Here is a 20,065-nt window from a genome sequence, read left to right as displayed (position 1 = left end):
CACCTCACTCCATTATAATATAGAAATAAAAAGAATACCCACTATCTACCTTGAGACAAAAAAAAGAGGAATGTAGATGACATTCCTTGTTTGTGTTAGAAATTATCGAGGACTCCTGCATGCATGCCCTCTAAGCGAAAAGGAGGACAAACAGTAAGTTTTCCATTTATGACGACTTCGTCTTTTTCATTTGTTCCAACTACCGTCATCATCACTGTATGTTCATCCTGGTTAACTCCGACAATTTCTAATAGTAAGTGGACTGTGCCGTAATGATAAACTGGCTTGGGAAAGTGAATTTCCTGGCTGATGATATGACTGCCTGGTCCTGGTAAGTACTTAGAAACAGCCGAGGTAATCATTCCAGTCAGCATAATGCTTGGAACAACCGGTTTTTTATGGGGTGTCTGGGATGCGTAATCGTGCTGAATATAGAGAGGATTGGCATCATCCGTTAAACCTAAATAAAGAAGTATGTCTTTATCTTCAACTGTTTCTGTTAATGCTAGTTTCTCTCCGACTGAGATTTCTTTCATTTCTCTGCCTAGTTTTCTTTTTTTCCCTAAAAGCATGCTGTACGCTCCTTTGTAAACGTTTTCATTTATAGTGAGAAAAAATTCGGGGAAAAGTTTCCCCCGAATTTGTCTAGTTTACACTAAAACTTTCATAACATTTTGAACTGATTCAACCGACTTATCTAACGCAGCCTTTTCTTCAGCAGTTAGATCAAGTTCGATTATTTTTTCAATTCCGTTCGCACCAAGGATAGTTGGAACTCCAAGATAGATACCTTCGTAACCGAATTCTCCTTCTAAATAAGCAATAGCAGGAAGAACACGGCGCTGGTCTTTTAGGATGGCTTCACACATTTCAACAAGTGATGCTGCTGGTGCATAATAAGCACTGCCATTTCCTAAAAGGTTAACGATTTCGCCTCCGCCTTTTCTGGTACGCTCGACAATCGCTTCAATGCGATCTTTAGGAAGTAACGTTTCCAATGGAATTCCGCCAGCATAAGAATACCGTACAAGCGGTACCATATCATCTCCGTGGCCGCCTAAAACAAATCCGGTAATGTCTTTTACAGAAAGATTTAATTCCTGTGCGACAAATGTACGGAAACGAGCTGTATCAAGTACACCAGACTGGCCAATAACACGATTCTTAGGGAATCCAGATGTTTTGAAAACGGTATAAGTCATGGCGTCAACTGGGTTTGTTAATACAAGAATTGTACAATTAGGAGAGTACTTCACAATTTGCTCTGTTACACTCTTCATTACTTTTTGGTTTGTCTGAACTAAATCATCACGGCTCATTCCTGGTTTACGGGCAATACCTGCCGTAATCACAACGATATCTGAATCACGAGTGTCTTCGTAATTAGATGTACCAGTGATATTCGCATCAAACCCCTGAACAGGACTTGCTTCAAGCATATCTAAAGCTTTTCCTTTTGTAGGGTTTTCCATTTGAGGGATATCAACTAAAACGACATCGCCTAATTCTTTTTGCGCCAGTAAGAACGCAGTGGTAGCACCAGTGAAACCTCCGCCAATTACGGAAACCTTTTTACGCTTTAAAGACATATTAAACTCTCCCCTTTGAAAGTATTATTGTCGATAGTCGAAAGGGCTGTTTTAAAAACAGCCCTGATTATCCTTGTAGATTTTAGCCTCTAGGTGCGTAATGCCTTTTTTATTATTCCATGTTCTTAATTAATTCATCTGCAAATTCAGATGTTTTAACTTCTGTTGCCCCGTCCATAAGACGCGCGAAGTCATAAGTTACTACTTTAGAAGCAATTGTTTTTTCTACTGATTTAATAACCATATTAGCTGCTTCATTCCAGCCTAAGTGCTCAAGCAGCAATACCCCTGAAAGGATAACAGATGAAGGATTTACTTTATCAAGTCCTGCATATTTAGGTGCAGTACCATGTGTTGCTTCAAAAATAGCGTGTCCTGTTTCATAGTTGATGTTTGCTCCTGGAGCGATACCAATTCCGCCGACTTGTGCTGCAAGTGCATCAGAAATGAAGTCTCCATTTAAGTTCATTGTTGCAACAACATCAAACTCACGTGGACGAGTAAGAATTTGCTGTAAGAAGATATCAGCAATTGCATCCTTTACGATAATCTTTCCTGCTGCTTCTGCATCTGCCTGCGCTTTATTTGCAGCGTCAGTTCCATCTTCAGCTTTAATGCGGTCATATTGGTTCCAAGTAAATACTTTATCGCCGAATTCCTTTTCAGCAAGCTCATAACCCCAGTTTTTGAACGCGCCTTCTGTGAATTTCATAATATTTCCTTTGTGAACAAGTGTTACAGATTTACGGCCTTCTTTAATTGCATAATTAATTGCCGCACGTACTAGACGAGATGTTCCTTCTTCAGAAATAGGTTTAATACCGATACCTGAAGTTTCTGGGAATCTGATTTTGTTAACACCCATTTCGTTTTGTAGGAAATCAATTACCTTCTTAACTGCTTCCGTGCCTTTTTCATATTCAATACCTGCATAAATATCTTCTGTGTTTTCACGGAAAATAACCATGTCTGTATCTTGCGGACGCTTAACTGGAGAAGGAACACCTTCAAACCATCTTACTGGACGCAAGCAAACAAATAAATCTAACTCTTGACGAAGTGCAACGTTCAATGAACGAATTCCGCCGCCAACAGGAGTAGTAAGAGGGCCTTTAATTGCGATTAAATATTCGTTGATTAAATCAAGAGTTTCTTTTGGAAGCCATTCTCCCGTTTGGTTAAATGCCTTTTCTCCCGCTAAAACTTCTTTCCAAACTAATTGGCGCTCGCCTTTATAAGCTTTTTCTACTGCTGCGTTTAATACTCGCTCAGAAGCTGCCCAGATATCTGGTCCAATACCATCACCTTCGATGAATGGGATAATTGGATTGTTAGGTACGTTTAATACTCCGTTTGTTACTGTAATTTTTTCGCCTTGCATAGTTGTTCTCCTCCTATTATGTACGATGGTATTTCTCAATTGCGTGGTGGTAATAAAGTTGAATCCAAGGTTAAAGATTTGCAATCTTTAACCTTTTCATACAATCTTATTAGAACAATTTTTCGGGTAAAAGTAAAATGATATTACCCTCTTTGGTTAATTGGAACATATGTCTGCATGCCAGGACCTGTATACTCAGCACGTGGACGAATTAGACGGTTATTATCATACTGCTCTAGTATGTGTGCAAGCCATCCGGAAACTCTGCTTACTGCAAAGATAGGTGTAAATAAATCATGGTCAATGCCTAAGCTGTGGTACATAGACGCTGAATAGAAATCAACGTTTGGCGGTAATTTCTTTTCGCCAGTCACGATGCTTTCGATTTTTTCAGACATTTCATACCAATGTGGTTCACCTGTTAACTCTGTTAACTTTTTAGACATTGCTCTTAGATGCTTAGCACGAGGATCACCTTGACGATAAACGCGGTGGCCAAATCCCATGATTTTTTCTTTCTTCTCAAGTTTTCCGCGAACATATGGCTCAACATTTTCAATTGTACCAATTTCTTTTAGCATTTTCATTACTGCTTCGTTTGCACCACCGTGCAGAGGTCCTTTAAGCGCTCCAATTGCAGCAGTTACACCAGAATAAACATCTGATAAAGTCGCCACACAAACTCTTGCTGTAAAGGTAGATGCATTAAGCTCATGATCTGCATGTAAAACAAGTGCTTTATCTAACGCTTTTACTGCAATCTCGTCAGGCTCACTCCCAGTCAGCATATAAAGGAAGTTAGCAGCGAAACTTAAATCGGTTCGAGGAGCAATCGGTTCAAGACCTTTTCTAACGCGTGCAAAAGTTGTTACAATCGCAGGCATCTTTGCTTGAAGTCGAATTGCCTTTTGATAGTTTGACTCAGAATCCATTAAGTCTGCATCTTCATCATAAAGCCCTAATAATGAAACAGCTGAACGGAGCGCAGCCATTGGATGGACCTTATCAATAGGATACATCTTAAAATGCTCAATCACTTCTTGTGGAAGTGCAGCATTCTCAGAAAGCTGCTTTTGTAATTCTGCTAATTCAGGCGCAGTTGGCAGCCTGCGGTGCCATAGTAAATAAATCACTTCTTCAAAGCTGGCATTTTCAGCTAAGTCATCAATATCATACCCAACATACGTTAACGTATCATCAATGATTGAGCTGATAGAAGACGTTGTTGCCACTACCCCTTCAAGACCACGTGTTACTGTCATAGAAAATCTCTCCTTCTCATTCTAATTTCCCCACTACCCATTACCCATTTGTAAAAAGAAGTATTTTATCAGCTAAAACCAGCTATCGGCCACAGCTATGTTGAAAGAAAATTCTTCATTTCAAACATTATCTAAGAATGAATATGCGCGCCTCTTTTTAACAAATGACTAGACCTGAGCGCTTGCTCGGGATTGGTCCAACAAGTAAAGTAACTTTTCTTTTGTAAAAAAGTTATATTACAAGTAATCTAGCATATTTATGTGACTTATGTAAAAAAGGATGCGCTTTCAAGTCCTATTATAAACAATTATCAGATTTTTGTGAACGAAAAGGAGCTGAAAAGTTCAAAAAAATATTATTTTACAAAATAGCTAACTAAAAAAATCAATTATTTTCATAGCTGTATAAGCTATTCCAGCACCGATCAGAGGTCCTACTGCTACGCCTTTGAAAATTGAAACTGATAAAATTGTACCCAAAACTAATGCTGTTGTAATATGAGGGTCATGCTCCAGCAAAGAAACTCCACCTTTTGCTAACAGTGCGACAATCATACCAGAAATAAGAGCTACCCATGCAAGAGGTGATTTAAAAGCACTAGATAAATCTTTAAAACCTATTTCTCCAGATGCAATTGGTGCTAACACGGCAATGGTAATAACAGTGACTCCCCAATTAATTCCTTTACTCTGTATAAAGGCAAAGGTTTTTGAATCCAGACCCCCTAATTTTAATACGATTAATACAATAATGGCAATCAGCAATGAGTTGTTTTTTACAATAAGTCCAATAAGCAATAACAGTAACAAAAACAATAATGACTGATTAAACATACACTCATCCTTTCTATTTTAGATGGAAAATCATGCAGCATTGTCCAAAAAATGTTAAACTAGAGCTGACTGTATAACAGTAAAGGAGGCATGTTATTGGAGAAAAAGTACTTATATCGAACGTTACGATTCTTATTGGTCATCACCATCGTTGTCCTCGCATTTATATCATTTTATTATTTGTCAAAAGTGACCTATCCATTTCTAATTGCCTTAGTAATTGCATTTTTTATTAATCCAATTGTTAACATTTTTGAAAAAAAGCTTCGCATACCTAGAGGCCTGGCAGTTTTTGTAGCATTAATCAGTATTTTCGCCTTTTGTGCCGGCTTGATTACTCTATTAGTAGCTGAAATCGTCTCGGGAGCAAACTACCTGGCCAGAGTGGTTCCAGAGCATTTGGATACCTTAATAAGCTACATTGAGAAATTTATTACTGCTCAAATAATACCACTTTATAATCAATTAACTAGTATGTTTAATCAATTAGAAGACGGGCAGCAAAATACAATCATAACGAATATAGAGAATGTAGGAACGACCATTGGAAGTACTGTTGGAAGTTTCCTCCAAAATTTATTTGGCAACATTCCGATGATTTTATCATGGTTCCCAAATGCCGCAACTGTTTTAATCTTTTCCTTCCTAGCAACCTTCTTTATTAGTAAGGATTGGGAGAGATTATCTCGAATTGGCAGTAAGGTCTTACCTGAAAAGGCTAAATCAAGTGGTAAAACGGTTTTTATCGATTTGCAGAAAGCATTATTTGGCTTTCTTAAGGCTCAATTGACCCTCATCTCCATAACAACTGTCATTATATTAATCGGTCTCTTAGTCCTGCGGGTTGATTATGCGATTACCATCGCTTTGATAACGGGTATTGTTGATATTATTCCCTACCTGGGTACCGGGGCTGTTTTTGTACCATGGATTATTTATGAGGTTATTACAGGAGAAATGGGTCTTGCGATTGGTTTAGGTGTTCTTTATTTGCTTGTTATTGTTCAAAGACAAATTATGGAGCCCAAAATTCTTTCCTCCAATATTGGATTAGATCCTCTAGCCACGTTAATCGCTTTGTTTGTCGGCTTTAAATTGATCGGGTTCTTAGGGTTGATTGTCGGGCCTGTTACCTTGGTTATCTTAAGCACCCTATACCGGGCAAATGTATTTCACGACCTATGGGCATTTATTAAAGGAAAAGAGGGGCAATAAAAAAGTCAACTTCGATTGTGAAGTTGACTTTTTTTATTTAATAATTTTTATATTTCCTCTTTCAATTCTCTTACGTAAAGCATTGATCATTAAAAATTTAAAGGGCTTCCTAGTTGGAGGAAACAACAAAAAGAATCCGAAAATATCAGTAATAAACCCTGGTGTTAACAACAGGGTGCCGCCAATCAAAATACAAATGCCGTCTAGGAGCGAATCACCAGGAATTTGTCCGTAGGATAGCTGCTCCTGAACTCTTTTGATTGTCTGCAGGCCTTCTCTCTTTGCTAAATAAGCTCCGATAACACCTGTTAAAATTATAAAAGCAATCGTTGGAAAAAAACCAATCGTTTTACCTGATAACAACAGAACTCCAATATCTATTGCGGGTAATACTATAATTAATAGGGCCAAATAGCGCATTTTCTTTACTCCTTTAAACCAGCTTGTTTACATTATACAACGGAATTAGGAAAACATGCTGAAATATAGAAAAAGGAACGGTTTGCAAACAATATTGGTTAGGCTCCGCTATAATCGAATGTTGATTTCACTGTGTTTGAAAAAATAACCGGAGAATTTCCGTCTAAATTGTGAAATACCCATATTTCCTTAATTATAAAGGGAAGTTTTCCGCTTATATTAACAAAATCTCTAAATTTTGTCTTATTTAGAGCAGTTAACCGGAATATCTCCGCTTATTTCCACTACTTAAGCTTACCTTTTATACATTAGACGGAAATTCTCCGCTTATGAATTCTCATTCTACGCAAAAGTCGATACGAGTAATCGGAAATGGTTTGATACCCAATCCGAAGAAAAGCAAATAGCAAGGGCAGAAACCCTTGCTATTTTTTATCTTTTAAAGGACACTCGCATGCCCGTTATAGATTACACCTCGAGCAGCGTCAACTGTAATTTCTTGACCCTCTCTAAATAGTTCTAATGCATTTTCTACTCCTACGATTACTGGAATTCCAAGGTTAAGCCCTACAACGGCTGCATGGCTGGTTAACCCGCCTTCCTGTGTAATCAAAGCAGCACATTTTTCAATGGCCGGCATCATATCACGATCTGAACCCAGTGTAATTAAAATCGAACCTGGCTTAACTTTTTCAAGAGCCTCTTTTGCATTATTGGCAATAACAACTTTGCCAAAAGCAGATTTGCGCCCGATTCCCTGTGCTCTCGTAATAACATCCCCAACAACATGTATCTTCATCAGGTTGGTTGTGCCAGCTTCACCAACTGGAACACCAGCTGTAATCACAACTAAGTCACCATGTTTGACAATACCGCTATTCACACTTTCTTCAACAGCGCTATCCAGCATTTCGTCAGTAGAACTGCAGATTCTTCCTAACTGAGGATATACACCCCATACAAGTGCTAAACGACGGAAAACCTGCTCGTTTGCTGTAACAGCCACGATTGGAGCCTTTGTACGGTATTTTGAAATCATTCTAGCGGTATGTCCGCTTTCAGTTGGTGTAATAATAGCATTCACATCAAGATTTAATGCAGTATGTGCAACGGACTGGCCAATAGCATCAGTAAGATTGTGTTCTGAATCTTTACTGCGGGCAGATAAGATTTCTTTGTGATCTAATGCTTGTTCGGCTCTTGATGCAATATTGTGCATCGTTTGTACCGCTTCAACTGGGTATACACCCGCTGCCGTCTCACCAGATAGCATAATTGCATCCGTGCCATCAAAAATTGCATTCGCTACATCACTTGCTTCTGCACGTGTCGGACGCGGATTACGCTGCATCGAATCAAGCATTTGTGTAGCCGTAATAACAGGTTTCCCTTGTGTATTACATTTCTTGATTAGCATTTTTTGTACTAGTGGTACTTCCTCCGCTGGGATTTCTACACCTAAATCTCCACGAGCGACCATTAAACCATCAGAAACCTCAAGAATTTCATCAATATTATCGACGCCTTCTTGATTTTCAATCTTAGGAATAATATGGATGTGCGTTGCCTGTTTTTCTTCTAGCAGCTGACGGATTTCTAGTACGTCGCTCGCACGGCGTACAAAGGAAGCAGCAATGAAATCAACACCCTGCTCAATTCCGAAAATGATATCATTCGTATCTTTTTCCGTAATACCCGGAAGCTTTACTGATACGCCTGGAACGTTAACGCCTTTTTTGTTCTTTAATGTTCCGCTGTTAAGAATTTTTGTTTGAATTTCGTTTTGCTGTTTATCAATATTTAGAACTTCTAATCCAATTAGACCGTCATCTAGTAATATTTTTGATCCTACATGAACGTCTTCTACTAATCCTGGGTATGTAACGGAAAACTTTTCAGTAGTACCTTCTACTTCTGTCATTGAAATGGTAATATTATCCCCTGATTTAAGTTCAATTGCACCGTTAACCATATTATTTGTACGGATTTCTGGACCTTTTGTATCCAAAAGAATCGCAACGGTCTTACCCGTTAATTTAGATGCTTCGCGGATATTTTGAATTCTCTGTCCGTGCTCCTGGAAATCACCATGGGAAAAATTCAAGCGGGCTACATTCATTCCTGCTTCTATCAATTGAGTTAATTTTTCTACACTTTCACTTGCAGGGCCAATCGTACATACGATTTTTGTTTTACGCAACATCTTTGTTTCCTCCTAAATTAAAAAGCACAGGGCGCACGTTCACCGGCGGCTAACGTATGACGAGCCGGTGGCGCCCAGAGCAAGATTATGATATTAGATACAGATTAAATTGATAATTCTTTAGAAAGGTTGAACAGGTCTACATCCAGCGTGTGCTTTCTTTCTAATGCTTCAATGATATCGTAATCAACAAGGCTGTTCTTTTCCATGCCTACAGCACGCCCGCCTTTGCCTTCAATTAATAATTCTACTGCTCTAGCTCCTAAACGGCTTGCAAGCACTCTATCAGCTGCAGTGGGAGAACCTCCGCGTTGAATATGTCCTAGTACAGAAACTCTAGTGTCCAGGTTCGCTGCTTCTTTTAGCTGCTTTGCAAAATCATTACCAGTGCACACACCTTCTGCCACAATAATGATACTATGCTTTTTCCCACGTTCCTGACCTTTTCTGAGCCTGTCAGCAATCTCATTCATGTCGTATTTTTCCTCAGGAATAAGGATGGTTTCTGCTCCTCCAGCTAGTCCAGCATATAAAGCAATATCACCTGCATCCCGGCCCATTACCTCAATGACAAAAGTTCTTTCATGAGATGTAGCGGTGTCGCGGATTTTATCCAGAGCATCAATAACTGTATTTAATGCAGTATCAAAACCAATTGTTACTTCGGTTCCAGGGATATCATTATCAATTGTACCTGGTACACCGACACATGGATAACCTTGTTCCGTTAGAGCCCTCGCACCGCGATAAGAACCATCTCCGCCAATGACAACAAGCCCTTCAATCCCATGTGCTTTTAACTGTTCAATCCCTTTTTGCTGTCCCTCAGGTGTTTTAAATTCAGGGCAGCGTGCAGTATGCAGCATCGTACCTCCACGGTGAATAATATCACCCACAGATCCAAGCTCAAGTTTTTTAATATTACCAGAAATTAATCCAGTATATCCTCCATAAATCCCATAAACTTCTACGTTATGGAAAATGGCTTTTCGGACAACAGCCCTTATTGCGGGATTCATTCCTGGTGAGTCTCCACCGCTTGTAAGAACGCCAATTTTTTTCATTTATACCACCTCATGTGATTTTTCTAAAATCGTATGTATATATTAATGTGAGTTTTGAGTATGCAGTACTGCATTTATTATTTACATAAACGCAGGGAATATTTATAAAATACCATTAAAGAGACACCTATAACAACTCAATCACATTAGTAAATTTAATAGACGGAATAGTATGTAAACTGGAAACGCTTAACCACAAATTGGAAACGTCATCATTTACACAAAATGGCTAAATTATGACATAAATGTGAAATGGTATAAAAACCCAGCAATAAAAAAACGTGCTCCGAAAGCACGTTTTAGATACTAATATAATCCTTTAAAAAAGAATATTCACCGATTGTTCTAAATCGATTATAGCGGTCAGCAACAAGTTCCTCTTTTGAGAGTTCTAAAAGTTCCTTAAGTGACTTCTTTAAGAACAAGTCTATTGCTTCTGCCTGCCCCTTGACATCCTTATGAGCACCACCCTTGATTTCTGGAATGATATCATCAATAATGCCAAGTTCCTTTAAATCTGGTGCTGTAATTTTCATGGACTCTGCCGCCTTTTTGGCAAGAGAAGAATCCTTCCATAAAATCGCAGCAGCACCTTCTGGTGAGATAACGGAGTATGTTGAATTTTCAAGCATATACATACGGTTTCCAACTCCTAGTGCAAGCGCACCGCCACTTCCGCCTTCACCGATAACAATACAAATAACTGGCACATTAAGACCCGCCATTTCAAACAAGTTACGAGCAATGGCCTCACTTTGTCCCCGTTCTTCTGCCGCTTTACCTGGATACGCACCTTTTGTATCAATAAAGCAAATAATCGGGCGATTGAATTTATCTGCCTGCTTCATTAAGCGAAGAGCTTTTCTATACCCTTCAGGGTGGGGCATTCCAAAGTTCCTGCGAATATTTTCTTTTGTATCTTTTCCTCTTTGATGGCCAATGACCGTGACTGGCAGTCCTCCAAATTTCGCAACCCCGCCTACAATCGCTTCATCGTCACCAAATGCTCTGTCTCCATGACATTCAAAGAATCCGTCAAAAAGGTGAGAAATATAATCTAAAGTCGTTGGCCTATTTGGATGTCTCGCAATTTGGACACGATCCCATGGCTTGATGTTGTCATATATATCTTTTTCAAGTTTTTCAAGGCGCAGTTCTAATTTTTCTATCTCGGAAGATAAATCAACATCTGCGCTTTTTGTAAACTCTTTTAGTTCAGCAATTTTATTTCTTAGCTGCACGACCGGGCGTTCAAATTCTAATTCTCCTACCATTCGAGTTCGCCTCCTGGTTGATGAATTTCAAGTAAGTTTGTGATTTTTTCGACTAAATCAGTGCGAGAAATGATAGCGTCAAGCTGGCCATGCTTCAATAGAAACTCAGCTGTTTGAAAATCCTCAGGCAGTTCCTCACGAATCGATTGCTCGATTACTCTTCGTCCGGCAAAACCGATCAAAGCACCTGGTTCTGCAAAGTTATAATCACCTAAAGAAGCGAAGCTTGCTGAAACACCACCCGTTGTCGGGTGAGTCATAATCGAAATAATTAACCCTCCATTATCGCTAAATCTTTTTAATGCAACGCTTGTTTTAGCCATTTGCATTAAGCTAAGGACTCCTTCTTGCATTCTGGCGCCGCCAGAGGCTGTAAAAATAATAAACGGAATGGATAGTTCATCCGCTTTCTCAATTGCACGGGTTATTTTTTCGCCTACAACGGACCCCATGCTTCCCATTCTAAATGTAGAATCCATAATGGCCAGGGCAATCTTATTTCCATTAACGCTTCCACAGCCAGTTACAACGGCTTCATTAATCTTTGTTTTTAGACGGTCTTTTTCTACCTTTTCCAGATAATCAGGGAAGTTCAATGGGTTATCAGACACCATGTTTTCATTGATTTCCTCAAAGCTGCCTTCATCTAAAAAGCTGACTATACGCTCTTTCGCATTCATAGAAAAGTGAAAATCACAATGCAAACAAACTTTTAAATTCTTATTCAGCTCTTTCGTATACATAATGGTTTTACAAGAAGGACATTTTGTCATAATCCCTTCAGGTACATCACTTTTCGCAGCCTCGGTAGGAATCGTTGCATATTTTTTCTTTTTATTCGTATTTTTTGTAAAAAGTTCTTTAAGCAATTTGTCCAAACCTCCCTCGTTGGAAAAAATCAAGCCAATTGGCAAGTTTTTATCATCTTACATAGAAGTCTTACCTTAAATAATGCCAATTCAAACCTGCCCTTAATAAATTGGTCAGACCACTTCAACATTAAAAATGCCCATATCAAATAGGGCTTGATTGCTTGTCTATCACTATAAAGGAAAAATACTTCAAATTCTGTTAGTATTTGTCGGCTAAGATAGACAAATTTCTTAACTGCCGGTATGCAGATAATGTCTTTTCCTCATCCTTTTCAATCAAAGCTTCTATTAACGTAAAATAACTGTTCCTATTATACTCCACTTTTCTTACATTCAAAGAATTATAATAATCCTTTAGTATCAGCCAAATCCTGGAGAATAGATAATTGTCAGCCATTTCAATCAGCTCATAAAAGAATCGATCATCATTAAATTTTTCATCTTCAATCAAATTTTTGAGAGCAGCTAACCTGTCTTCATCCGCTCTGTTCAGAACCAATCGAAGAAAATCCATTTCTATAAGGTTCTTTGTTTCAATCACATCTAATTTGGCTTTCTCATCTTGGAGAATAAAGGTCCCTAGCAGCTGTACCAGCTGGTTTCCCCGAAAATCTCTAATGAACGTCCCTTCGCCCCGCCTGGTTTCGATTAGCCCAAGCAATTCTAATGCTCTTAAAGCTTCCCGAACGGAAGAGCGCCCGACATTCAGGCGCTCAGACAATTCACGTTCAGATGGTATTTTATCTCCAGATTTCAAATTGTCGCTCGAGATCATTTCTCTTAGCTGTCTAACAATTTCTAAGTAAACTTTATTATTCGTCACTTACTTATCACTCACTTTTACCGATAATAGCGAGCCTCATAGTTTTTTCTTTTACATCTTCAGGGTCAACCTTAATCCGGGCAACACCCGTTTCCATTGCAGCCTTTGCAACTGCCGCAGCGACAGCTGGTGCAACTCTCGCGTCAAAAGGTGCAGGGATGACATAATCTTCAGACAGCTCTGATTCACTTATTAAACTGGCAATTGCCTCAACAGCTGCCACTTTCATTTCCTCGTTTATGTGGGTCGCACGAACATCAAGGGCGCCGCGGAAAATTCCTGGGAAAGCTAGTACATTATTTACTTGATTCGGGAAATCTGATCTGCCAGTTCCAACCACTCTAGCTCCAGCTTCTTTTGCCTCCTCAGGCATGATTTCTGGATTTGGGTTTGCCATGGCAAAGATAACGGAATCTTTATTCATGGAAGCAACCATTTCCTTTGTTAAAGCACCTGCAACGGAAACACCGATAAATACATCGGCGCCTTTTATTACATCCTCAAGACTGCCAGTAAGATTTTCACGATTTGTGAATTTAGCTACCTCTGCCTTGACATCATTCATTCCTGTCGGACGCCCTTCATAAATGGCACCCTTTGTATCACACATAATGATATCCCTTACACCGTAGCTGTGTAATAATTTTATAATAGCAATTCCAGCCGCTCCAGCTCCATTAGCAACAACTTTAATTTCAGTTATCTTCTTGCCAATCAGCTTTAATGCATTGACTAGACCTGCAGCTGTAACAATTGCTGTCCCATGTTGATCATCATGGAAAACAGGAATATTCGCTTCTTTTTTCAATCTTTCTTCAATTACAAAGCAATTTGGCGCAGCAATATCTTCAAGATTCACGCCGCCAAATGTTGGTTCAAGCAGTTTAACCGTTTCAATAATTTTTTCGACATCAGTTGTGTTCAGGCAGATTGGGAAGGCATCCACGCCAGCAAAGCTTTTGAATAATACTGCTTTCCCTTCCATTACTGGAAGTGCAGCTTCTGGACCAATATTTCCAAGTCCAAGGACTGCTGTTCCATCTGTAACGACAGCAACCATATTGCCCTTCATTGTGTATTCGTAAACACTTTCTGGTTTGTCATAGATGTCTTTACACGGTTCAGCAACCCCTGGTGAATACGCTAAACTTAAATCCTTCGCATTTCTAACAGGTACTTTTGATTTTGACTCAAGCTTTCCTTTGTTAATTCGATGCATGTGTAATGCTTCTTCCCGTAATGTCAAGATAATGTCACCCCTTAAATTAGTACAAAAAGAAATCGATAATTAGAATAAATGCTAGTCTGTTTTTTAGTGGTCAGACCACACCCATTTCAATACCACTATATCATATCTTAAAAAGTTGTAAAGAATTATTCTTTCAAAACAACATTATTATTACCTAAAAATTCACACAATATATTTAATAAGGTACTGCTGGGTTCAACCATAAATTCATTCCCCAGCCTAATCGTCTTTTTACTTGTCTCATAGTGTAACACTACTTTTGTTTTACCTGTATTGCCCTTAAATAATTGTTTTAAGTGATGTAATGATTGTTCGTCCTGTTTTCCCTCAACGATCTTAAGATAAAGAATAGATTCATGCTTTTCCCTGGTACTTAACCACGTTTCGATTTCAGAAACTTGCTGAATAATAAATTGAAGCTTCCCATCTCGTTCCTCGACTTTCCCTTCCATTACTACAAATTTCCCATGGTCCAGCAAATGGGAGTATTTTTTATAGACAATTGGAAAGGCGACAGCTTCCATTTCACCGCTGGAATCACTAACATTTAAAAAGGCCATTGAATCGCCTTTTTTAGTCCGGATTTTTCTTTCTGAAACAATATAGACACCAGCAGCTGCCCGTTTATGTGCCAGAGACAATTCAAATAGTACAAAAGCTCCAGCCTGTTTTAGTCTTTTTTCAAAAACGGATACAGGGTGGTCCGAAAGATAGAAACCAAGTGCTTCTTTTTCGAAAGCAAGCTTATCCTCTAGTCTAATAGGATCAACTTGGACGTACTTTGGCTTAAGTTGAAATTCTTCCAGAAACAGCTCTACTTGACTTGACTCATCCACCTTAAATATTTGAGCATGCTCTAGCGCAACATCCAAACTTGCTAGCAGAACAGCACGGTCTTCCTTAAATTCATCAAAGCTCCCAGAATGAACGAGTACCTCCAGCGTTTTTCGATTGATTGCTTTTGGTGAAACCCTTGTACAAAAATCAAACAGATCCTCAAACTTTTTACTTTTCCTCGCTTGAAAGATTTCTCTTAATGCTTGCGCACCCACACTTTTAATGGCAGCAAGGCTGTATCTTATACCAGACTTCTCAACTTGAAAGGAAAATCCACTGTAGTTAATGGAAGGAGGCAGGATCTCTATATCCTTTTGTTTCGTTTCCATGACATATTGGGCTATTTTTGTTTCATTCCCAATTGCAGATGTGAGCAGCCCAGCCATAAAATAGAGAGGATAATTTGCTTTTAAATAAGCAAGCTGGTAAGCAATCATACTATAAGCAACTGCATGGCTTCTATTAAAGCCATAATTGGCAAAACGAACAATTAAGTCATAAATTTCATTTGCAAGTGTGCGTTCATACCCCTTCTTAAGAGCACCTTGGACAAAATGATTACGCTCCCGGTCCAATACCTCTTTCTGCTTTTTCCCTACTGCTCTGCGCAGAAGGTCTGCTTCCCCAAGAGAAAAACCAGCCATGGTTGAGGCGATTTGCATGATTTGTTCCTGGTATACAATGACTCCATATGTATTTTCCAGTATAGGCTCCAAATCTTTGTGTGGGTACTCTACATTTTGTCTTCCATGTTTCCGATCAATAAATAGCGGGATATTTTCCATTGGGCCAGGTCGATACAGAGCATTCACGGCAACAATATCTTCAAACCGTGAAGGTTGTAAGCGCATTAAAACCTTTCTCATTCCCTCCGATTCGAGCTGAAAAATGCCGGTTGTCTCTCCCCTTGCTAATAAGTCGAATGTTTTTTCATCATTTAATGGGATGGTTTTAATATCTACTTTTCTTCCCGTTTTCTTATGGATAGAAGATACAATCGATTCGAGCAGTGTTAAATTCCTTAGGCCCAGAAAGTCCATTTTCAGTAAGCCTATTTCTTCAAGATGCTCCATAGAATACTGCGTTAAATAAACCTGGTTATGACCTTGCTGAATAGGAATTAACTCAATCAGCTGCTTCTGGCTGATAATCACTCCGGCAGCATGCGTAGAGGTGTGACGCGGCAGCCCTTCCAGCTTTAGGGCGGTTTCGAATAGCTTTCGATTTACAGAACTTTCGTCAACAAAAGCTCTTAAATGCTGTGATTCTTTATAGGCTTCGCTTAGAGTAATTCCCAATCGCCCTGGAATACGTCTGGATAGCTGCTCTAGTTCCTTTGTATTTAATCCAAAAGACCTGCCAACATCTCTTATAGCTGCTTTAGCTGCCAGTGTTCCAAAGGTTACAATTTGAGCTACGTGTAACTCTCCATATTTCTTTGCAACATATTCTATTACCTCATCCCGGCGGTGGTCAGGAAAGTCAATATCAATATCCGGCATCGATATCCGCTCAGGATTTAAGAATCTCTCAAAAAGTAAATGATGAGCCAGCGGGTCAACATCAGTAATATACAAAACATACGCAACTAGTGAACCTGCAGCAGATCCCCTGCCTGGACCTGTTAAAATCCCATTCTCCCGTGCATATCTCATAAAGTCCCAAACAATTAAAAAGTAGTTGCTAAATTTCATTGAGTTAATGACCGATAACTCATACGACAAACGCTCAAAGTGTTCTTTTGATGGTGATGGAAAGCGCTCCTTTAACCCCTTTTGACAAAGCATTTCTAAATATTTCTCTGCAGGCTGGCCATCTGTTGTGGGAAATTCAGGTATATAGGTTTTGTTCAATTCAATATCAATCATACACCTTTTGGCAATACTGATACTGTTTTCTAAAGCCTCCGGTATTTCAGAAAATACTTCGACCATTTCCTGTGCTGTTTTTAAGTAAAATTGATTACTCTCTAATCTTTCTCTATGCTCATCCTGAAGTTTATCACCATTTCTTATGGCCAATAAACATTCATGTGCAAACATATCCTCTTCCTCAAGATAATGAACTCTATTCGTTGCTACCAATCCGACATTACACTCATCGGCAATCCTTTGAATTTTATCCGTTACCATAACTTCCTGCTCTAATTGATGATTTTGGACAGAAAGGTAAAAAGACTCTCTTCCAAAGATGAACTGGAGTTTTTTTATGATTTCTAGTGCCTGCTCTTGTTGACTCTTTAAAAGGTTTTGTTCTATCTCTCCTTCTAACCCTGGGGTAATGGCAATCAGTCCTTGTGCGTAATGCTTCAACCATTTAAAAGGGATGCCATTTGCTGCTTTCGTCTGGACCGCACTTGAGATTTTCAATAGATTTTTAAATCCCTTTTCATTTTCAGCAAGTAAAACCAATGGATACGATTGATCCTCTTCCATCTCACTTTCTACATCTACGGTCAGCCCAATAATCGGCTGTATATTATTTTTTATACAAAGCTTATAAAATTCAATGGTTCCATACATAACATTTCTGTCCGTTAATGCAATTGCACGGAATCCTTTTTTCTTTGCGTTATCAATCAATTCATGAACCGAGGCTGTGCTTGTTAATAAGCTGTAAGCACTATATACATGAAGGTGAATAAAAGACATTTTTGTCACCTCTTCCAATTAATCTCTTATATTTATTATAGAGCCAAATATAAAAAAAGGAAAATATGTTCTTATTTTAATAATCATAATCAAGTCTGTTTGTCCATATAAATGTAATAAGTTATATATAAGGGCGGTTTTAGTTATGAAAGAAATCGGTTTTTTTCCTACTTTTATTGAAAGCTATTTTATTGCTTTAGGCGTTATTCTAGGCGGTTCATTAATTGGGGGAATCGCGGCCTTTCTAACTGGACAACCACCGCTTACAGCTGTTTACAGGCTGTCTACAGACTTAAGAATCTGGGCCATTGTTGCTGCGATTGGCGGGACATTCGATGCTGTGTACACCTTTGAGAGGGGGTTATTTAATGCAGAAACCAGGGATATTTTTAAGCAGCTTCTCATTATCCTTTCTGCATTAGGCGGCGCTCAGACAGGTGCCTTGATTATTAATTGGCTGACACAGGAGTATATATCGTGAGAATTCCTCCCTATTATCGCAAACCTGCATGGCAGCGTTTCTTTTCTGGAATGGTCATTGGCGGCGCAATCAGCTGGTGTATTTTCATTTATATTTATGGTGTATGGCAGGAGAAGCATACGGCATTAATTGATAAACAAAGTGAGGAAATCGTTGATCTAAAGGAAGAAAAAAAAATCTGGCAGGAAGAGTATAAAGAGATGAATAAACGGACGATTGAGCAGTTAACCATTCAGAAAATTAATATAAAAATAACGAATTGGGAAAAGTACAAACTGGATATGCTGAGTGTTTCAGAAATTGAAGATTCGGTAAAAGATGATATAAGTATGATGATTGCAAAAGACATCGATACAGTCTATAAAAGCAAGGAATTAATAAAAAAAATCATTCATAATAAACCTGTTAAAATAAATGACAAAAGATATAAGCTTCAAGTCAAGGAAATGGTTATTTTCACTACCTTGTCCATTCAGCTTGAAATCGAATTTGAACAGTAAAGGAAATCGGCCTGGGAAAACGGCCGATTCTTTCTTTTATGGCTGATAGTTGTCACACACTTCGCTAAGTTCTTTCATTACCTGATCCACTTCATCCCATGAATAAATCGAGGCACCTGAGGCCAGCGGATGCCCTCCGCCTTTAAACTTTCTGGCGACCCCGTTGATTACCGGCCCCTTTGAACGCAGGCGGACTCTGATTTGATCTTCTTCTTCTATGAAAAAGACCCATGCTTTAATTCCTTTTACATCTCCTAATGTTCCTACAAGTAAAGATGCCTCTGATGGCACTGCATTATATTCCGCCAGCAGTTCTTTTGTAAGAAGAACTGAAGCAACTCCGTTATGCTGCATCTCAAAATTTTGCAGGATGTAGCCGTTTAGTTTAATAATGTTTAGGTCACGCTCGTACATTTTGTCAAAAAGTTCGGTACGAGAAAAATTATAATGAATCAGTTCCCCAGCGTAAGCAAAGGTTTTATCCGTCGTGCTTGGAAATAAGAATCTTCCTGTATCTCCAACAATCCCTCCAAATAATAGCCTCGCTGCTTCATCATTTAATTTTAAGCCTCGGTCTTTACCATATAGATAGAATTCATAAATCATCTCACTGCATGAACTTGCAGTGGTATCAACCCACAATAAATCACCGTAAGGATCCTCATTTGGGTGATGATCTATTTTTATTAGTTTATCACCTAATGAATATCTTCTATCACAAATTCGTTCTTCATTAGCCGTGTCACAAACAATCACCAATGCTCCTCTATACACTTCATCTTCAATGGAATCTAGACGGCGCATAAAGTGAAGCGACCTTTCCTCTTTTCCAACTGCAAACACCTTTTTATTTGGATAAGAAGCTTTTAAAATTTCAACTAATCCGCATTGTGATCCATAAGCATCTGGATCTGGACGGACGTGGCGATGGACGATAATGGTTTCATATTGTTCAATCATTTCTAAGATTTTTTCATTCAATATAATCACCTCTATATTGTTTTTAAGGGAAGCAAGGGTAGAATTTTTGTAAAATAATATGTACAATAAACAAGAGAATTTTAGACTTGGAGGTAATTTAATGTCTGTTCTAGTTTTTCTAATTGTCGTTCTATTTGCTTTCTATTTATTCTATAAAACAAAATACTTTAGAAGCAGCCGTCCAGTTGAGAAGAAATGGTTAGCTGCCAAATCTAATATTGCACTTGGGCTGTTTGTAGGACTATTCGGGCTCAACCATGTTTTTTTCATTTCGCAAACCACGGTTACCACAATTGTTTCTATCATTTTTATTGTATATGGAGCCGTGTTTACCTGGGTAGGAATTAAGAAATATAAACATTACCTGCCGTTTGCTGCTGAAGAAGCTAGAAGTTATAATGCGCAATAATGATTAGAGCCGCTCCCCCT

The 20,065-nt window shown here is 38.7% G+C and carries 18 protein-coding genes; 4 read left to right on the top strand and 14 right to left on the bottom strand.

Features of this window, described 5'->3' with window-relative positions:
• Positions 1-95 precede the first annotated feature (95 nt).
• The 5 genes from SFC47_RS20135 to SFC47_RS20115 form a co-directional block, all read right to left on the bottom strand.
• On the bottom strand, positions 96-572 hold the full coding sequence (locus SFC47_RS20135; RefSeq protein WP_411256228.1) for a MaoC/PaaZ C-terminal domain-containing protein: 477 nt from the start codon (positions 570-572) through the stop codon (positions 96-98).
• Between the two features lie 78 nt (positions 573-650).
• Entirely contained in the window at positions 651-1,589 is a 939-nt protein-coding gene (gene mdh, locus SFC47_RS20130; RefSeq protein ID WP_411256227.1) for a malate dehydrogenase, read from the bottom strand.
• A 112-nt stretch (positions 1,590-1,701) separates the two neighbouring features.
• Positions 1,702-2,970 carry an NADP-dependent isocitrate dehydrogenase gene (icd, locus tag SFC47_RS20125; RefSeq protein WP_411256226.1) on the bottom strand — a complete coding sequence of 423 codons (1,269 nt, stop codon included), beginning with the start codon at positions 2,968-2,970 and terminating at the stop codon, positions 1,702-1,704.
• Between the two features lie 143 nt (positions 2,971-3,113).
• Complete coding sequence (citZ, locus tag SFC47_RS20120; protein ID WP_411256224.1) at positions 3,114-4,232, bottom strand: citrate synthase; 1,119 nt, start codon at positions 4,230-4,232, stop codon at positions 3,114-3,116.
• A 372-nt stretch (positions 4,233-4,604) separates the two neighbouring features.
• The gene (locus SFC47_RS20115) at positions 4,605-5,066 is read right to left on the bottom strand and encodes a DUF441 domain-containing protein (protein ID WP_411256223.1); all 462 of its coding nucleotides are present in this window, start codon (positions 5,064-5,066) and stop codon (positions 4,605-4,607) included.
• A 96-nt stretch (positions 5,067-5,162) separates the two neighbouring features.
• On the opposite strand from SFC47_RS20115, the gene ytvI reads away from it, so the two are divergent.
• A complete protein-coding gene (ytvI, locus tag SFC47_RS20110; protein WP_411256222.1) occupies positions 5,163-6,281 on the top strand; it encodes a sporulation integral membrane protein YtvI in 1,119 nt (372 codons plus the stop codon).
• A 33-nt stretch (positions 6,282-6,314) separates the two neighbouring features.
• Here the strand turns inward: ytvI and SFC47_RS20105 are convergent, their stop codons facing one another.
• The 8 genes from SFC47_RS20105 to dnaE all read right to left on the bottom strand — a co-directional run bounded on the left by SFC47_RS20105 (position 6,315) and on the right by dnaE (position 17,674).
• Positions 6,315-6,701, bottom strand: a complete 387-nt coding sequence (locus SFC47_RS20105) for an FxsA family protein (protein ID WP_411256221.1) — start codon at positions 6,699-6,701, stop codon at positions 6,315-6,317.
• A 439-nt stretch (positions 6,702-7,140) separates the two neighbouring features.
• Positions 7,141-8,901, bottom strand: coding sequence for a pyruvate kinase (gene pyk, locus SFC47_RS20100; protein ID WP_411256282.1), 1,761 nt, complete (start codon positions 8,899-8,901; stop codon positions 7,141-7,143).
• Positions 8,902-9,008: 107 nt separating this feature from the next.
• On the bottom strand, positions 9,009-9,968 hold the full coding sequence (gene pfkA, locus SFC47_RS20095) for a 6-phosphofructokinase (RefSeq protein ID WP_411256220.1): 960 nt from the start codon (positions 9,966-9,968) through the stop codon (positions 9,009-9,011).
• A gap of 299 nt (positions 9,969-10,267) precedes the next feature.
• The gene (accA, locus tag SFC47_RS20090; RefSeq protein ID WP_411256219.1) at positions 10,268-11,242 is read right to left on the bottom strand and encodes an acetyl-CoA carboxylase carboxyl transferase subunit alpha; all 975 of its coding nucleotides are present in this window, start codon (positions 11,240-11,242) and stop codon (positions 10,268-10,270) included.
• On the bottom strand, positions 11,236-12,111 hold the full coding sequence (accD, locus tag SFC47_RS20085) for an acetyl-CoA carboxylase, carboxyltransferase subunit beta (protein ID WP_411256218.1): 876 nt from the start codon (positions 12,109-12,111) through the stop codon (positions 11,236-11,238). Before accD ends, accA begins: the two co-directional genes overlap by 7 nt.
• Positions 12,112-12,313: 202 nt before the next feature.
• Positions 12,314-12,889 carry a FadR/GntR family transcriptional regulator gene (locus tag SFC47_RS20080; protein WP_411256280.1) on the bottom strand — a complete coding sequence of 192 codons (576 nt, stop codon included), beginning with the start codon at positions 12,887-12,889 and terminating at the stop codon, positions 12,314-12,316.
• A 55-nt stretch (positions 12,890-12,944) separates the two neighbouring features.
• The gene (gene ystJ, locus SFC47_RS20075) at positions 12,945-14,183 is read right to left on the bottom strand and encodes an NADP-dependent malic enzyme (protein WP_411256216.1); all 1,239 of its coding nucleotides are present in this window, start codon (positions 14,181-14,183) and stop codon (positions 12,945-12,947) included.
• 128 nt (positions 14,184-14,311) lie between these two features.
• Positions 14,312-17,674 (bottom strand): DNA polymerase III subunit alpha, encoded by a 3,363-nt coding sequence (gene dnaE, locus SFC47_RS20070; protein ID WP_411256215.1) that lies wholly within the window; start codon positions 17,672-17,674, stop codon positions 14,312-14,314.
• A 145-nt stretch (positions 17,675-17,819) separates the two neighbouring features.
• Here dnaE and ytrH point away from each other — a divergent pair, with 145 nt between their 5' ends.
• Together ytrH and ytrI are read left to right on the top strand one after the other, a co-directional pair.
• A complete protein-coding gene (gene ytrH / locus SFC47_RS20065; protein WP_045524254.1) occupies positions 17,820-18,155 on the top strand; it encodes a sporulation membrane protein YtrH in 336 nt (111 codons plus the stop codon).
• Positions 18,152-18,655, top strand: a complete 504-nt coding sequence (gene ytrI, locus SFC47_RS20060) for a sporulation membrane protein YtrI (RefSeq protein WP_411256213.1) — start codon at positions 18,152-18,154, stop codon at positions 18,653-18,655. Before ytrH ends, ytrI begins: the two co-directional genes overlap by 4 nt.
• Positions 18,656-18,691: 36 nt before the next feature.
• Here ytrI and SFC47_RS20055 read toward each other — a convergent pair whose 3' ends face one another.
• Positions 18,692-19,636, bottom strand: coding sequence for a DHH family phosphoesterase (locus tag SFC47_RS20055; RefSeq protein ID WP_411256211.1), 945 nt, complete (start codon positions 19,634-19,636; stop codon positions 18,692-18,694).
• Positions 19,637-19,736: 100 nt separating this feature from the next.
• On the opposite strand from SFC47_RS20055, the gene SFC47_RS20050 reads away from it, so the two are divergent.
• Positions 19,737-20,045, top strand: a complete 309-nt coding sequence (locus SFC47_RS20050) for a YtpI family protein (RefSeq protein WP_411256209.1) — start codon at positions 19,737-19,739, stop codon at positions 20,043-20,045.
• Positions 20,046-20,065: the final 20 nt, after the last annotated feature.

The sequence above is a fragment of the Neobacillus niacini genome, assembly GCF_046591715.1.
GTDB classification, from domain to species: Bacteria; Bacillota; Bacilli; order Bacillales; family Cytobacillaceae; genus Neobacillus; species Neobacillus niacini_L.
The sequence above is the reverse complement of the archived record's forward strand: the minus strand, read 5'-3'. Positions and strand labels throughout refer to the sequence as shown.

Coding starts and splice junctions, on each gene's coding strand:
- SFC47_RS20135 (WP_411256228.1), bottom strand. CDS start 572: ATGCTTTTAGGGAAAAAAAGAAAACTAGGCAGAGAAATGAAAGAAATC.
- mdh (WP_411256227.1), bottom strand. CDS start 1,589: ATGTCTTTAAAGCGTAAAAAGGTTTCCGTAATTGGCGGAGGTTTCACT.
- icd (WP_411256226.1), bottom strand. CDS start 2,970: ATGCAAGGCGAAAAAATTACAGTAACAAACGGAGTATTAAACGTACCT.
- citZ (WP_411256224.1), bottom strand. CDS start 4,232: ATGACAGTAACACGTGGTCTTGAAGGGGTAGTGGCAACAACGTCTTCT.
- SFC47_RS20115 (WP_411256223.1), bottom strand. CDS start 5,066: ATGTTTAATCAGTCATTATTGTTTTTGTTACTGTTATTGCTTATTGGA.
- SFC47_RS20105 (WP_411256221.1), bottom strand. CDS start 6,701: ATGCGCTATTTGGCCCTATTAATTATAGTATTACCCGCAATAGATATT.
- pfkA (WP_411256220.1), bottom strand. CDS start 9,968: ATGAAAAAAATTGGCGTTCTTACAAGCGGTGGAGACTCACCAGGAATG.
- accA (WP_411256219.1), bottom strand. CDS start 11,242: ATGGTAGGAGAATTAGAATTTGAACGCCCGGTCGTGCAGCTAAGAAAT.
- SFC47_RS20080 (WP_411256280.1), bottom strand. CDS start 12,889: ATGATCTCGAGCGACAATTTGAAATCTGGAGATAAAATACCATCTGAA.
- dnaE (WP_411256215.1), bottom strand. CDS start 17,674: ATGTCTTTTATTCACCTTCATGTATATAGTGCTTACAGCTTATTAACA.
- ytrH (WP_045524254.1), top strand. CDS start 17,820: ATGAAAGAAATCGGTTTTTTTCCTACTTTTATTGAAAGCTATTTTATT.
- SFC47_RS20050 (WP_411256209.1), top strand. CDS start 19,737: ATGTCTGTTCTAGTTTTTCTAATTGTCGTTCTATTTGCTTTCTATTTA.